This window comes from Candidatus Amoebophilus asiaticus 5a2 (assembly GCF_000020565.1).
Taxonomy (GTDB): domain Bacteria; phylum Bacteroidota; class Bacteroidia; order Cytophagales; family Amoebophilaceae; genus Amoebophilus; species Amoebophilus asiaticus.
In genome coordinates, this window is sequence record NC_010830.1 from 1,353,947 (window position 1) to 1,368,371 (window position 14,425).

A 14,425-nucleotide genomic window follows, 5' to 3' on the forward strand; every position below is an offset into this window, starting at 1 on the left:
ATTAAGCATGCAATTAGGCCTTAAAAATCATTCTATGACACCTCAGCAAGTCCTCATTATAGGCTTTTCTATTGTAATATTAAGTGGAACTACCTTACTCTTTCTGCCCATCTCATCTGCCACTCAAACAAGTATTGGCTGGATAAATGCACTGTTCACAGCCACTTCCGCAGTGTCTTTAACAGGACTAACCGTAATAGATATTGGTACTAATTTCTCTGTTTTTGGACAACTTATTATTCTGCTATTAATACAGCTAGGCGGATTAGGGTTTATGATGTTTGGTGTTATGTTTTCTCTCTTGCTAGGAAAAAGAATCACATTAAAAGACCGTTTACTCCTTCAAGAAGCTACCAAATCCTTTTCAACACAAGGCATAGTAAAATTAGCCATGCATATTATCCTTATCACCTTTATATTAGAAGCTTTTTTTGCTTTTATCTTGATGCTATGTTGGTCATCTACCTTAGGTTGGAAAACAGCTACTTATCAGGCTATCTTTCATGCTATTTCAGCGTTCAATAATAGTGGGATGTCTTTATATCCTAATAGCCTCCAAGCTTATTTAGGGGCTCCGTTAGTAAATATATGTATTACTACCTTATCTATGATAGGCGGTATAGGTTTTACTGTTCTACTAGACATATACTATAATCGTAGCTGGAGAAAACTATCGTTGCATAGTAAACTTATCTTATTAACCTCTTGTATATTAATCTTAGTTAGCTTCATAGTCATTCTAAGTGTAGAAATCAATAATCCTGCTACACTGGAGCAACTATCGTGGGGTAAGCGCATAGGTGCAGCCTGGTTTCAGGCTATTGCTCCTCGCTCTTCAGGCTTCAGTACTCTTGCTACTCCTACCCTATTACCTCCTAGCCTATTTTTTATCATGCTACTCATGTTTATTGGTGCTGGGACAGGATCCACAGGCGGTGGAATAAAAATAAATACTTTTGCCGTAGCCATTATGACCATAGTTAACTTATTAAAAGGTAATAAAGACGTTAATATATTAAAAAGGAGGATTGATAATCAGGTAGCCATGCATTCAGTGGCCATTATCTTATTGGCATGTAGTAGCATTACGTTAATTACATGGCTTCTCTTATTCTTGGAGGGTACTTCTAAGCATAACTATATGGCTGTTTTATTTGAGGTAGTCGCTGCCTTTGGAACCGCTGGGCTTTCTATGGGGGTTACCTCGGCCCTATCAACCATAGGGAAAATATTGTTAATTGCTGCTATGTTTATTGGAAAAGTTGGCCCCTTGACCTTTGCTTTTGCACTTACTGCAGGTGCTGTAGAGAGGCGTATCAGGTATCCAGAAGACAAAGTGTTGATCGGATAAAGAAAGCTTTTAATTAACTATTATTCAATAATAATTGTCTTACCTTTAAAGCTATTGTCATTCTTAATAGGCTTTTGAGGAACAACCAGCCACGCTATCATATAAACAAGAAGCCCACTGCCAAACAATACACTGGTAAATGCCCATATTATTCTGACGAAGCTAACAGCTATTTTAAAATACTCAGCAATGCCTGCGCATACGCCAGCAATATAGATATCTTTATTACTTCTATATAATTTCTTACTTAATATTGCCATTATAAGATAAATTTTAAGAATTTATAAATAAGATGTCCTAATACTAATAATAGAGCTGTAACCTTTGCAAAGATATTTTAAAGATTAATACAATTTAACCAAACTTTCCTCGTTCCAAAGATTAAAATAGCTTTAAGAAGAGATGTTTAAGTTGAGAATAACTTGGCTTATTTCTTACTAATAACCTTTACAATGTGTAAATGGAGAAAAATTCCCCAAAATGTAATATATAATTGTTCGTACCTATTCGTTCAAATTTAATAGAATTTATCTAAAAAGATATTTACATTCTTTTTCATAACATTTCTTTATAGCATTTTTTATAAGCATAATCCTTTGTTTGAATAAATTTTTTGGATAAATTGAAGTTGAACTTCAAATTGTCCGAACTTTATGTATAAAAGGTTTATGATGAACGAGCTACTGGAACTTGCTAAGAGTTATCCAGTGGTTACACTGCTTGGCCCACGTCAGTCGGGAAAAACTACTTTGGTAAAGCTTGCTTTTCCCTCTAAACCCTATGTAAATTTAGAAGCTATAGATATTCGAGAAATAGCAAAACTTGACCCACGTGGGTTTTTAAATCAATATCCTAATGGGGCTATATTAGATGAAATTCAACGTGCTCCAGAGCTTCTTTCTTATATTCAGGTTATTGTAGATGAAAACCCTAGCAAAGGACTCTATATTTTGACAGGTAGCCATCAGGTAGAACTCCAGCAAGCAGTATCTCAATCGCTTGCTGGCCGCACAGCATTACTACAACTGCTTCCAATGAGCCTGGAAGAGCTGAACAATGCAAACATTGAAATATCTTTAGATGAAGCTTTGATAAAAGGTGGATATCCAAGAATTTTCAAAGATAATCTTGACCCTACTAAGGCTTATCGTAGCTACTTTCAAACTTATGTAGAAAGGGACTTGCGTCAACTTATTAATATTAAGAACATTAGCCAGTTTCAGCGCTTTGTACACATTTGTGCAGGAAGGATTGGACAAATTTTGAACTTGGAAGGTATTGGAGGAGATGTAGGAGTATCCTCTCATACAATTAAAGAGTGGATGTCAATACTAGAAAGTTCTTTTATCATCTTTCGTTTACTGCCTTATTATGAAAATTTTGGTAAAAGACTAATTAAATCTCCCAAGCTTTATTTTACAGATGTTGGATTAGCTAGTTATCTTCTTGGGATAGAAAATACAACGCAAATGGCACGCGATCCATTAAGAGGTAGCTTAGTAGAAAATTTAGTAATACTAGAGCTTATAAAATATAGACTTAATCAGGGCAAAGACTCTCAACTATATTATTTTCGCGATGCTCATGGACATGAAATTGATGTGATATTTCAAACTGGAAGCAAGCTTATTCCCATAGAAATAAAAGCAGCAGCTACCTTTAATAAAAGTTTTCTTAAAAATTTAAACTTTTTTGAAAAGTTGGTTGGAGAACGATGCACATACAGCGCCCTTATTTATGCAGGAGAACAGCAACAACTTATAGGAAAATGTAAACTATTACCTTATACGCATGCCACTAAAATATTAAATTAGTTGTTAACTGAATATAAGTTTAACCCTATCTTCATATTTTCTATTAAAATATGAGGCGTATTATAGAACTTTAAATATACAGGTGTAAAAAGGAAGGTATTTATTGCCATAATAGCTAAAAAGATATAAATTATATAAACGGCAGTAAATGTATTTGTATAAGAATTTACTAGCTACATTATTATTTTAATTATATATAGCTATAACAAGAAAAGCTTTTAAACATACCAGCTATAGTGTTAATCATACATATTAATTAATAGCCAAGGCAAATTTTATGCAGAAAAAAATCAATAGGCTTTTTATATACATATACCTTATATTTTCATTTTCAGGTTGTAACAGTCCCCTTAATTTTGGTTTTGATCTCTATGAATTTGCGCACTTCCGTAAGAATGGTTCTGGCAAATTTGAAATTGTTTTTAGCTTAGATAGAGCCTCTAGGCTGATCTCTTTAGGCAAGTATATGGCACAAGACCATATGGAGTTTGTAAGTTTATTGATTCAAGATGCTTTTTTAGCCACCGGAGAGTCATTAGGAAAGATTTCAGGTATTAGCAAAGTAACTAATATACATGATGAAGGCATGTTACATTTTAAGTTAACCTTTGAATTTAAAGACATAAAAGCCTTAAATAAGGCTATGAGGCAAATAAATATTAATGTAGATCCTGCGGGGGTAGAGTACTTTAAAATGAATGAAAAAGCTTTTGTTAGAACTCATACACAAGGTATTGCCAAGCTTGTAGAGTATTACCAAGGTTATGATGACTCTTTAACAAAAAGCTTTGATTTGAGTTTCTTTTTCAGAAATATGCGGTATATTATCCGATATTCGTTTGGGCATGAAATAAGGAAAGCAACCAATCCGCTAGCTACTATTTCCAAAGACCAAAAAAGTCTTACAATTATCCAACGTGTATTTAATGAGAAAGAAAAAGATTTATTAAGTAACGATAAGGTATTTTTTAAAACAGACACCTCTACTAATAATTCAATTGCTAAGGATAATACTAATACTATTAATAAATTCACAAAAAAAACACATGAAACTAGAGAATCAGAAAGCCATAAAATCAAGAGTAAATGATTTAAGGAGGTATCTTTGACTATGAGAGCAAGCTTAAATTGTTGCAAGATCAAGAAGCAAAAAGTTTAGCACCTGATTTTTGGGAAAATACTTCTCAGGCTGAAGTAATCTTACGCAATTTAAAAATAACAAAATCTTGGATTGATGCTTTTGACCATGTAGAGAGTCTACTAGAAAATTTGGAAGTAACACAATTATTTTATGAAGCTGGCGATGTGGATGAAACAGAAGTAGAAAAAGCCTATCAGAATTTGTTAACAGGCCTAGAAGCACTTGAGGTAAGAAAAATGTTGCAAAATGAGGAAGACGAAAATTCTGCGATTATAGAGATCAATCCTGGCGCAGGAGGTACAGAAAGCCAAGATTGGGCTGAAATGCTAACCAGAATGTATATTATGTGGGGAGAAAAACACAATTATACGGTTAAAGAGCTAGCATACCAACGTGGAGATGTAGCAGGGGTCAAATCTGCGACTTTAGAAATAACAGGTACATTTGCTTATGGATATCTTAAATCAGAAATTGGTATTCACCGACTTGTACGTATCTCTCCTTTTGATGCAGCTGGAAAAAGGCATACTTCATTTGCTTCCATATATGTATATCCTGTTGTAGAAAATAATATTCAAATAGATATCAACCCAGCAGATATTACTTGGGATACGTTTCGTGCTGGAGGTGCTGGTGGGCAAAATGTTAATAAAGTAGAGACAGCAGTAAGACTAAAACATGCTCCCTCTGGTATCATTGTAGAATGTCAGCAAGAACGTTCGCAAGCACAAAACAAAGAAAAGGCACTCAGAATATTAAAATCTAAACTTTATCAACTAGAACTAGATAAAAGGAATGCTGAAAAAGAGAAAATGGAAAGTTCTAAAAAAAGGATAGATTTTGGTTCTCAAATCAGGAATTATGTATTGCATCCTTACAAACTAGTTAAAGACAACAGAACAGATGTTGAAACATCAGATACGTCAGGCGTCTTGAATGGTAATATAGATGAGTTTATAAAAGCCTACTTAATGCATTATGCATAGCACTATGTTTTTTATAAAGAAATTTGGTGGAATTATAACATCCAAGCATAACTAAATATGCTTATATAAATTGTAAAGTAAGTTAATATAATACATAAGTAACTTAACTGCAGGTTGCTTGGTTGTGTGTCCATATTACAAATATTGCCATTTTTATGGGATAGGACTTATATTATATTATCCTATCCCATATTTGCTCTAATCACAATACAATGCGAAATTGCTTGCAAAAGCTTCCATAAGCTTATGCGCTTCTAATTCATATTCCTTAACACTATTCCAAGTATTGCTAGGGTTAAGTATATGTGTCGGAACTTCTGGACATGCATTAGGTATAGATAAGTTAAATATAGCATCTTTTTCAAATCCTGCTTTTGCTAATTCTCCCGAGAGTGCTGCTGTAACCATAGCGCGTGTATAGTTGAGATCAATACGTTTACCTATCCCATACCCCCCTCCTATCCAACCTGTATTTACCAACCATACGGTAACCTCATATTTTTCTAATTTATCTGCTAGCATAGTAGCATATCTCGTTGGATGTAACGGCAGAAAGGGAGCACCAAAGCAGGCAGAAAATACAGCTTTGGGAGCACTTATTCCTGCTTCTGTACCTGCTATTTTTGCAGTATAACCACTTAGAAAGTAATGGATAGCCTGATCTTTATCTAATTGAGAGATAGGTGGTAACACACCATATGCATCACAGGAAAGAAAAAATATATGCTTAGGGATGCTGCCTATGGAAGGTATTAAAGCACCGGGAATATATTCTAATGGATAAGCGCATCTTACGTTTTCCGTTATACTGGAATCTTTATAATCAATCGTACGAGTACCAGCGAAAAAGCGCATATTTTCTACAATGGTACCGAATTTAATAGCATCAAATATTTGAGGCTCGCTTTCCTTTGCCAAATTAATGGTCTTAGCATAACATCCTCCTTCAAAGTTAAAGATACCCTTATCGCACCAACCATGCTCATCATCACCAATTAGTTTACGATTAGGATCTGCAGAAAGTGTTGTTTTCCCTGTACCAGAAAGTCCAAAATAAATAGCAGTATTACCATCAGTACCGACATTAGCAGAGCAATGCATAGGTAAAACTTGGTGCTCCTGAGGTAATAAATAGTTTAACACGGTAAATACGGCTTTCTTTATTTCGCCAGCAAAACCAGTACCACCAATAAGAATAACCCTTTTAGTAAAATTGATGATGGTAAAATTTGCATTTTTAGTTCCATCTACATGAGGATCAGCCTGAAATTCAGGAACTTGCAAAATTAAAAAGTCAGGAGAAAATTTTGTCAATTCTTTGTCGATGGGTCTTAAAAATAGATTATTGACAAACAAATTTGTCCAAGATTGTGTAGTTACAGTGCGTAAATTTAGTTTATATTCAGGCAAAGCACTAGCATAACCATCTCTAATATAAACTCGTTTGCCTTGTAGAAACTGAGTTACCTTTTCATATAACGCGTCAAACTGTTTGGAATCAAAAGGGTTATTAACAGGCCCCCACCAAATGGTATCTCGCGTTTTTTCATCCTCTACAATAAACTTGTCTTGCGGTGATCTACCTGTAAATTTACCAGTACTACATACAAGCGCCCCTTCTGCTGATAGTACGCCTTCTGAATTGTGAATAGCGTGTTCTACTAGCTCTGGAACACCTAATTGCCAATATGCTTCTCCTATTTGGTCTAACCCCATCTGGGTTAACCAAGTAACATGCTTAGGATTACTTAATACATGCATAGTTTTAAATTTCTAAAAAGGGTTAAAATAATTGTTTAAATGATATAATTGTGATAATTATATAAGAGCATAACTATTTAATTCTAGGGCAAATTTGTATATAAGGACAATACAGTTAAGTACTATATAACACTAGCCTAATATCTATTCGTTTCTGCGTTTTAGTTCGTCTCTAATTAAAGCTGCTTGTTCGTAATCTTCGTGTTTTATTGCCCATGTTAATAACTCTTTAAGTGATTTTACAGAATAATTCTCAAGGTTGGTTATAATCGTATCACTAAGTGGAGCTTGTATATCCGAACTAGCTAACTCAAAACCTTTATCAGCAAATTCGGATTTAGGAATTAATATCCCACTTACTTGGCTGAACAATGCTTCGTTGATAAAGAGCGGGGCTCCAAATCTTAAACTAATGGCAATTGCGTCGGAAGGTCTTGCATCAAGCACTAACGTTTGATTTCCATTATCAAGGAGCAGTTCAGCAAAGAATACTTCATCTTTTAAATCAACAATAGTAGCTTCTTCTACAGTATAGCCTATTTTAGTGAGTGTATCTTTAAAGAGGTCGTGCATGATAGGCCTTTCTAAAATACTTCCTTCCAGTGCTAAAGCAATAGATTGTGCCTCTACAATACCTATCATAATAGGCAGTTTACGATACCCTGATATCTCACCTAGTAATAAGGTGAAATTTGCTTCTTGTGGGTGATTTGAAAAGATTCCTACTATTTCTAATCTTATTTTTTTCACTATTATGCTATTTGTTTATGGATATTAGATGCTTAATGCTAAATAGATGCAATTTGCTGAATGTTATAAACAATTTCAATGCCCTAAACATATTTCTCTTTATATTTTCTTTAAAAAGTGTGAAAGGTAAAATAATTTTATGAATTAAGGCATAAATTATTTTTCTATGGAATTAAAAACGAAAAATTAGTATATAAGTTTGCACGCTTAAATTATTGAAAAGAGGTATCTTTAAACTTTTATTTTAATCTTATAATAAAAGTACTTTAACTATTTTTCTAATTAGCATTAGCATGAAAAAAATTCTTGGTGCTATTTTTTTTCACATTTTTAAATGGATTGGCTGGAAAATTGTCGGTGATTTACCACCAGGTCTTGATAAAGCGGTTATGGTGGTCGCACCTCATACAAGCAATTGGGATGCCTTATATGGAATGATAGGCATAGTATTTATTAAAAACATATCTGCTAAATTTGCTGTTAAAAAAGAAGCTATGTTTTTCCCGCTAGGCTCAATCTTAAAACGAATAGGTGCTATTCCTATTGATAGAAGCTTAAAAAGTAGCACTGGTAGCAAAGTAAGGCAAGTAGATATGCTGACAGAAATGTTTCAAAAAAGTAAAAAATTAATTCTTGTCATAGCACCAGAAGGTACACGTAAATATGCTCCTAGATGGAAAACCGGCTTTTATCATATAGCTATGAGAGCACAAGTGCCTATTATTTTAGGGTATCTAGATTATGCTAAAAAAGAGGCAGGTTTAGGCCCTGTAATATATCCTACTGGCAATATAGAAGAGGATATGGAAAAAATTAAAGCATTCTTTAGGGAAAAAACTGGAAAGTATCCACATCAAGGGGTACGGTAAGTAATTGAAATTTTATACAATATTTTATAGAAATATTTCTCTACCTAAATCTTTTTATTGTTAAACTTGACTTTAAAAATATCCACTTAACTTTTTAGCAGAGAAACACAAATTAGAGTATGGTTGAAATAAACCCCCAGTTTAACAGGTTAGAGATTAAACTGGGAGCTTTATTTAGTATCTATAAATTATATACTAACCAGCTACTGGAGTTGATTTTTTAAAATAACCAAGTGCATATGGTTTTTTAATCCATATATTCTACTATCATTAGCATCAATTCTTTCCTCTAAGTCTACGGCTACACTATTTTCACGCGAAAATATTTCTATTTGGTACAAAATATTCTTTGCATTTGCATCAAGGCTTTTGTACATAAACAATTGCTTATTTTTAGTATCGAAAAATAATTCACTTAAATTACATTCAGGTCGATCGGGAAAGTCTTTACAACTTTCTTCTATTCTACAGTCATGAATAGTAACATTTTGATTTGGATAATGGAGCTCTATATTTTTTACTAAGTCTAAATCATGTAAATATGGCTCACCTTTAAACAATACAACATCTATATTTTTCCATTTATCAATAACCATATCTATACAAGTAGTAATTCCAGAAAGTATATATTTATACCAACTTTCTTTTCCATGTTCTGTAGTAGAAGGTCCTGCACCTTGCTTGATATGGCCGATAATACCACCTGAAATATTTCTATCTTTGGGGCATATAACGACGCCTGTACAACCTGAAAAACCAGGGCTCCAAAGGTCAAAGTTCCCTTGAGGCGATAGGACTATCTCACCCATGTCTACATAAAAAATTGCCTCATTATATATACATTGTTTTAGATTAGCCTTTCTTTGTAAAAAATATTCTCTAACGTCTGTATCTTCCTTTTTTATGGTTATTGTATCAACCATTTCAGTATTGTTACACATATAATTAAGTATTTATTAATTTGTATTAAATGAAAAGTTATTAGGTTATTAGACGGTTTATGAGGGTATATTAGGCTCTTTTGTAACTAATAGAATAGCTATACCTAAATAGCTATTCTAAGAAGCAAAAATCAGTTTAAAAGAGCACTTTAATATAAAATAATAGGTATTGTTAAATTAAGATAGGCAGCTGATTATTTAGCTTGGCCATTAGCAGGTTGAGCGATTTTTCTATCATGTGCACCTGTTTGCTATAGCATTTTCCTTTACGCTTAAATCTTGCTAAATAGTGCCTCATTAAGCTATTATATCCTTCCACTGTATAAGTTTCTGATTTGCTTTGTCGGTGTTTATCTTTTGGAATAAACTGCTGGTAGCTTTTCCAATAATCACTACAATACAGCTTGCCTATATCCTTGACGCGCTCCCATAACTTCAATCCGGTTTGTGTCGAGCGATCTCCACACACATATGATATAAAACGCTTGCTCAATCTATCAACAGCTATCCATATCCAGCAGTAGACTTTTTTGAACCCACATATGTGTGTATTTCATCCATCTCGACTATATCTACTTGATCTTGTCTTTCTGGTAAACTTACTTGATCTCCACATGCTTTTACCCATTGATAGACTGTTCCATAGCTTATGTTGAGTATACGGCCTATAGCTCGAAATCCTAATCCTTCTAAGTATAATTGCAACGCTTTTCGCTTAGTAGATACAGGTTTAACATCTGATTTGTGACTAACTGTGTAAGGGAAACGGCAACTTTTACACTGGTAGCGCTGTCTACCTCTAACAATTCCATCTTTACAGCTTTGAGTATTATTACATCGAGGACAATTCATACTTTTTCCTCTAACTTACTAATCCTATCCCAATTTAACAATACCGTAAATTTTTCTTTAATAGCTTGTTGGCCATTGGATGTACTTTTGTTCTTGCTCTTATACTTGTGCCTGAACTATATTCAAAAGGTGCTAGCCCACAATAAGAGGCCAACTTCTTAGCACTCTCAAATCGTTCAAAATTATAGCTATACACCATTAAGTAAAGTGCTGTCACTAGCCCTACACTGCGCACAGAAAGTATAATTTGATAAGTTTTCTTTAATTAGAGATCTTCTGAAACCTAAGGAATAAGCATAAATGTATAAATTAGGGATAAAAAAACAGAAAGATTAATGGAAAACAGTCATCTAAAAACCTTAAAGCCAGAAGAATTCCGTCGCTTAACAGGCGTAAAGGCTGAGACCTTTGCCAAAATGTTAGCTATCATACAGAAAGCCATTCAAACAAAGAAAGCTAAAGTAGGGCGGCCTAATAAACTGAGTTGTGAACAAATGCTTTTAATGACTTTAGAATATTTAAGAGAATACCGCACATACTTCCATATTTCAAAAAGTTATGGAATAAGTGAGAGTAATTGCTATTATACCATCCGTTTTATTGAAGAGGCATTAATTAAAAGTGGTCAATTCACTTTACCAGGCCGTAAAGCATTGTTAAAAAGCGATATGGAATATGCAGTAATCTTAATAGATGCTACAGAGAGCCCCATTGAGCGGCCTAAAAAAAGCAGCGATATTACTACTCAGGTAAAAAGAAACGACATACACTAAAGACGCAACTGGTTGTCGATAAGCAAACGCGAGCCATAATATGTAGTAGTTTTTCAAATGGAAAGCGGCATGACTTTCGCTTGTTTAAGGAATCTAAGGTACATATAAGCCAGCATAGTCAAGCCATAGTAGATACAGGCTATCAAGGGTTAAAGAGGCTACATGACAAATCGCTTATGCCTAAAAAACGCAGTAAAAAGCATTAGAACTGCTGCGAAAAAGATTGACAAAGAAGATAAAAAGGGTTAAGATGTAATTCTTATTATATAAAAGGAATAAGTATGCATTTAACCTACGCGAGGATAAGCAAACATCCCTATAACTTTAGAAGAATAACTGGCTTGAGACTAGAAACCTTTGAGCAATTAGTTTTAAAAGTAAGGCCTCTCTTTGAAGAGTTAGAATCGAGCAAGCTGCGCCATGGTAGGATGAGTCATTTACCTACCTTGGAAGATAAATTGCTCTGTGTACTCATGTATTATCGCACTTATATCTCACATGTGTTTTTAGGCTATTTGTTTAACTTACACAACGCTAACATATGCCGCTTGTTAAGAAAAATGGAGCCATTACTAGCTAAGAAGATTAGCATTAAAAAAGATCGCAGCTTAACCTCAGAAAAGGTATTGCGCATATTAGCAGATGTGAGCGAGCAGCCTACGCAAAGGCCTACTAAGAAGCAAAAGAAATCATATTCAGGCAAGAAAAAGCGACATACTATAAAAACAGAGATAGTGATAAGAGAAGATGGAAAGATACTCTCTGTATCCAAATCCCATAAAGGAAGAGTGCATGACTTTAAAATCCGTAAAGGAGAAAAACTCTTACCTAAAGAAAGCTTAAAGCTAGCAGATAGTGGCTATCAAGGCTGGCAAAAACTACAGAGCAATGTCATGATTCCCTATAAAAAGAGCCGTAAGCGGCCATTAACCAAGGAGCAGAAAGAACATAACAGAAAGCTATCCTCCATACGCATGAAGGTAGAGCATAAGATAAGAGAGATCAAGGTGTTTAAGATTAGACCTACTGCGAAAGAGGTTGATAAAGAGAGTAGAAAAGGTTAAAATGTAATCCTTGTTATATACTAAAAGGAATAAGTATGCATTTAACCTACACCAGAATAAGCAAGTACCCATACAATTTTAGAAGAATAACTGGATTGAGGCTAGAAACATTTGATAAATTAGTTCAAAAAGTAAGGCCTGTCTTTGAAAAGTTAGAAGCGAGCAAGCTGCGCCATGGACGTCGGAGCCATTTACCTACCTTAGAGGATAAACTGCTCTGTGTTTTGGTATATTACCGCACCTATATTAGCCATGTATTTCTAGGCTACTTATTTAACTTACACAACGCTAACATATGCCGCTTGCTAAGAAAAATGGAGCCCTTACTAGCTAAGAAAATTAGCATTAAAAAAGATAGGACTTTAACCCCAGACAAGGTATTGCGCATATTAGCAGATGTAAGTGAACAGCCTACGCAAAGACCTAGTAAAAAGCAAAAGAAATCTTATTCAGGCAAGAAAAAGAGACATACCATAAAAACAGAGATAGTCATCAGAGAAGATGGGAGAATACTGTCTGTCTCCAAATCACATAAAGGAAGAGTGCATGACTTTAAAATCCGTAAAGGAGAAAAACCCTTACCTAAAGAAAGCTTAAAGCTGGCAGATAGTGGTTATCAAGGCTGGCAAAAGCTACAGAGCAATGTAATGATACCCTACAAAAAGAGCCGTAAGCGGCCATTAACCAAAGAGCAAAAAGACCATAACAGAAAGCTAGCCTCCATACGCATGAAGGTAGAGCATAAGATAAGAGAGATCAAGGTATTTAAAATTATGGCAGAGGTATACAGGAATTTTCAGAAAAAATATAACCTTCGCTTTAACATTATATCCGGGCTTATAAACTTCAAGTACGCTTTTTAACAAATAATGTCGCTAGAGCCAAGCTCCCTTCTTTATTTTATTTAAAATTCTACTCTATTTTACCTCTTTCGCAGTAGGTCTATTATGTCAGAAGTTTACCGTAACTTTCAGAAGAAATATAACCTGCGCTTTAATATTATAGCGGGTATGATAAACTTCAAGCATGCTTTTTAACAAATAGCGTCGCTACTGGCAAGATCCTCTCTCTGTTTTATTCAAATTCCTACTCTATTTTATCTCTTTCGCAGCAGCTCTAATTGTTTAGTCCCTTAGTAAAGGTATTAATATTTTGGTGAAAAAGGTGAGGTTTTTTTTGCCATTGTTCCTCTATCAATTGCCAAGGAGTTTTGCCCTTGAGTGCCTTAAGTCTACGAGCAAAATTATAAGCTAACAAGAAGTCATTTAAGTGCCGCTCTAACTGCTGATGGCTACTATAATAATAGCTTTGCACAGTAGCCTCTTTGATTGTTCTGTTCATGCGCTCTACCTGGCCATTGGTCCATGGATGTGCCAGCTGCGTTCTTCTGTGAACGATGCCTTCTTGCTCACAAATGCGGTCAAACATATGCTCGAGCGCTAATTCTCCTTCTTTCCTGTTTGTAAATTGTACACCATTATCAGTAAGTATTTTATGTATCTTATAAGGAACAAAAGCTATCAGGTCTTCAAGAAAGCCTACGGCTGCTGACTTGGAAGCAAATGCATATAAGCGGGCATAACAAAACTTACTAGTTCTATCTATTGCCACAAACAAATACAGTTTACCCTGGGCGGTCTGCACTTCTGCTATATCTATATGGAAGTAGCCGATAGGATAAGCTTTAAACTGCTTCTTAGCTGCTTTGTTGTTAAGCTTCACTTTCTCTAGCTTAGGGCAGCCGTGTCGCTGAAAGCAGCGATGCAAAGTAGAACGCGATAAGTGAGGTATGATTTCTTGTAGAGTGTATAGCGAGTCTCCAAGGGTAACCCTGTAAGCTTTCTAAAAGCAATAACAACCTTCTCTTCTTGCTCAGTTAACACCTTAGAACGCTTTACTTTAGGCCCCATAGGCACATCTTGGCAAGAAGTCCTATTTTTCCATTTAGCTATTGTCTTACGATTAACTCCAAAACGCCTAGCAAGGGAAGCTATACTCTGTTTTGATAACTGTATTTCTCTACGAGTTTTCTCTGTTGTCGGGCGCATTTATGTAGTAATTGTCCCATAGTTTTTTTACTTGGTTTTTATCACTAATAATATCCTTGCTAATATAACCATAAT

General features: G+C 34.7%; 12 protein-coding genes and 3 pseudogenes. 8 read left to right on the forward strand and 7 right to left on the reverse strand.

Annotation, left to right across the window (positions count from 1 at the left end; translation table 11 throughout):
- The first annotated feature begins 7 nt into the window (after nucleotides 1-7).
- Nucleotides 8-1,351, forward strand: coding sequence for a TrkH family potassium uptake protein (locus AASI_RS05330; RefSeq protein WP_012473153.1), 1,344 nt, complete (start codon nucleotides 8-10; stop codon nucleotides 1,349-1,351).
- Nucleotides 1,352-1,371: 20 nt separating this feature from the next.
- Here the strand turns inward: AASI_RS05330 and AASI_RS05335 are convergent, their stop codons facing one another.
- On the reverse strand, nucleotides 1,372-1,611 hold the full coding sequence (locus tag AASI_RS05335) for a PspC domain-containing protein (RefSeq protein WP_012473154.1): 240 nt from the start codon (nucleotides 1,609-1,611) through the stop codon (nucleotides 1,372-1,374).
- Nucleotides 1,612-2,022: 411 nt separating this feature from the next.
- Between AASI_RS05335 and AASI_RS05340 the strand changes: the two genes are divergently transcribed.
- The 3 genes from AASI_RS05340 to prfB all read left to right on the forward strand — a co-directional run bounded on the left by AASI_RS05340 (nucleotide 2,023) and on the right by prfB (nucleotide 5,292).
- Nucleotides 2,023-3,165: an ATP-binding protein gene (locus tag AASI_RS05340; RefSeq protein ID WP_012473155.1), complete on the forward strand. Its 1,143-nt coding sequence runs from the start codon at nucleotides 2,023-2,025 to the stop codon at nucleotides 3,163-3,165.
- Between the two features lie 466 nt (nucleotides 3,166-3,631).
- On the forward strand, nucleotides 3,632-4,255 hold the full coding sequence (locus AASI_RS05345; protein ID WP_187146250.1) for a hypothetical protein: 624 nt from the start codon (nucleotides 3,632-3,634) through the stop codon (nucleotides 4,253-4,255).
- Nucleotides 4,212-5,292 (forward strand): peptide chain release factor 2 gene (gene prfB / locus AASI_RS05350; RefSeq protein WP_148204967.1). Its coding sequence is split into 2 segments (ribosomal slippage): nucleotides 4,212-4,271 and nucleotides 4,273-5,292, totalling 1,080 coding nucleotides; the frame shifts between segments, so codons are not numbered across the junction. Before AASI_RS05345 ends, prfB begins: the two co-directional genes overlap by 44 nt.
- 198 nt (nucleotides 5,293-5,490) lie before the next feature.
- Here prfB and pckA read toward each other — a convergent pair.
- Nucleotides 5,491-7,053 (reverse strand): phosphoenolpyruvate carboxykinase (ATP), encoded by a 1,563-nt coding sequence (pckA, locus tag AASI_RS05355; RefSeq protein WP_012473158.1) that lies wholly within the window; start codon nucleotides 7,051-7,053, stop codon nucleotides 5,491-5,493.
- Nucleotides 7,054-7,197: 144 nt separating this feature from the next.
- Nucleotides 7,198-7,803, reverse strand: a complete 606-nt coding sequence (locus AASI_RS05360; protein ID WP_012473159.1) for a bifunctional nuclease family protein — start codon at nucleotides 7,801-7,803, stop codon at nucleotides 7,198-7,200.
- 293 nt (nucleotides 7,804-8,096) lie between these two features.
- On the opposite strand from AASI_RS05360, the gene AASI_RS05365 reads away from it, so the two are divergent.
- On the forward strand, nucleotides 8,097-8,672 hold the full coding sequence (locus AASI_RS05365; protein ID WP_012473160.1) for a 1-acyl-sn-glycerol-3-phosphate acyltransferase: 576 nt from the start codon (nucleotides 8,097-8,099) through the stop codon (nucleotides 8,670-8,672).
- Nucleotides 8,673-8,875: 203 nt separating this feature from the next.
- Here AASI_RS05365 and AASI_RS05370 read toward each other — a convergent pair whose 3' ends face one another.
- From AASI_RS05370 to AASI_RS05385, 3 genes and pseudogenes are all read right to left on the reverse strand, one after another.
- Entirely contained in the window at nucleotides 8,876-9,613 is a 738-nt protein-coding gene (locus tag AASI_RS05370) for a hypothetical protein (protein WP_012473161.1), read from the reverse strand.
- Nucleotides 9,614-9,785: 172 nt separating this feature from the next.
- Nucleotides 9,786-10,465, reverse strand: a protein-coding gene (locus AASI_RS08230; RefSeq protein WP_148204900.1) for an IS1-like element ISCaa4 family transposase whose coding sequence is annotated in 2 segments (ribosomal slippage) — nucleotides 9,786-10,147 and nucleotides 10,147-10,465 — 681 coding nt in all. Because the reading frame shifts where the segments join, the coding sequence is not laid out codon by codon here.
- Between the two features lie 37 nt (nucleotides 10,466-10,502).
- Nucleotides 10,503-10,730: pseudogene (locus AASI_RS05385) on the reverse strand (transposase); the annotation flags it as partial.
- Between the two features lie 70 nt (nucleotides 10,731-10,800).
- Here AASI_RS05385 and AASI_RS05390 point away from each other — a divergent pair.
- From AASI_RS05390 to AASI_RS05405, 3 genes and pseudogenes are all read left to right on the forward strand, one after another.
- A pseudogene (locus AASI_RS05390) lies at nucleotides 10,801-11,441 on the forward strand (IS5-like element ISCaa3 family transposase); the annotation flags it as partial.
- A gap of 78 nt (nucleotides 11,442-11,519) precedes the next feature.
- The gene (locus tag AASI_RS05400) at nucleotides 11,520-12,302 is read left to right on the forward strand and encodes an IS5/IS1182 family transposase (protein ID WP_012473162.1); all 783 of its coding nucleotides are present in this window, start codon (nucleotides 11,520-11,522) and stop codon (nucleotides 12,300-12,302) included.
- Nucleotides 12,303-12,337: 35 nt separating this feature from the next.
- Complete coding sequence (locus AASI_RS05405) at nucleotides 12,338-13,165, forward strand: IS5-like element ISCaa6 family transposase (protein WP_012472753.1); 828 nt, start codon at nucleotides 12,338-12,340, stop codon at nucleotides 13,163-13,165.
- A gap of 253 nt (nucleotides 13,166-13,418) precedes the next feature.
- Here the strand turns inward: AASI_RS05405 and AASI_RS05410 are convergent.
- A pseudogene (locus AASI_RS05410) lies at nucleotides 13,419-14,370 on the reverse strand (IS481 family transposase).
- Nucleotides 14,371-14,425: the final 55 nt, after the last annotated feature.

Coding starts and splice junctions, on each gene's coding strand:
- AASI_RS05330 (WP_012473153.1), top strand. CDS start 8: ATGCAATTAGGCCTTAAAAATCATTCTATGACACCTCAGCAAGTCCTC.
- AASI_RS05335 (WP_012473154.1), bottom strand. CDS start 1,611: ATGGCAATATTAAGTAAGAAATTATATAGAAGTAATAAAGATATCTAT.
- AASI_RS05340 (WP_012473155.1), top strand. CDS start 2,023: ATGAACGAGCTACTGGAACTTGCTAAGAGTTATCCAGTGGTTACACTG.
- AASI_RS05345 (WP_187146250.1), top strand. CDS start 3,632: ATGGCACAAGACCATATGGAGTTTGTAAGTTTATTGATTCAAGATGCT.
- pckA (WP_012473158.1), bottom strand. CDS start 7,053: ATGCATGTATTAAGTAATCCTAAGCATGTTACTTGGTTAACCCAGATG.
- AASI_RS05365 (WP_012473160.1), top strand. CDS start 8,097: ATGAAAAAAATTCTTGGTGCTATTTTTTTTCACATTTTTAAATGGATT.
- AASI_RS05370 (WP_012473161.1), bottom strand. CDS start 9,613: ATGTGTAACAATACTGAAATGGTTGATACAATAACCATAAAAAAGGAA.
- AASI_RS05400 (WP_012473162.1), top strand. CDS start 11,520: ATGCATTTAACCTACGCGAGGATAAGCAAACATCCCTATAACTTTAGA.
- AASI_RS05405 (WP_012472753.1), top strand. CDS start 12,338: ATGCATTTAACCTACACCAGAATAAGCAAGTACCCATACAATTTTAGA.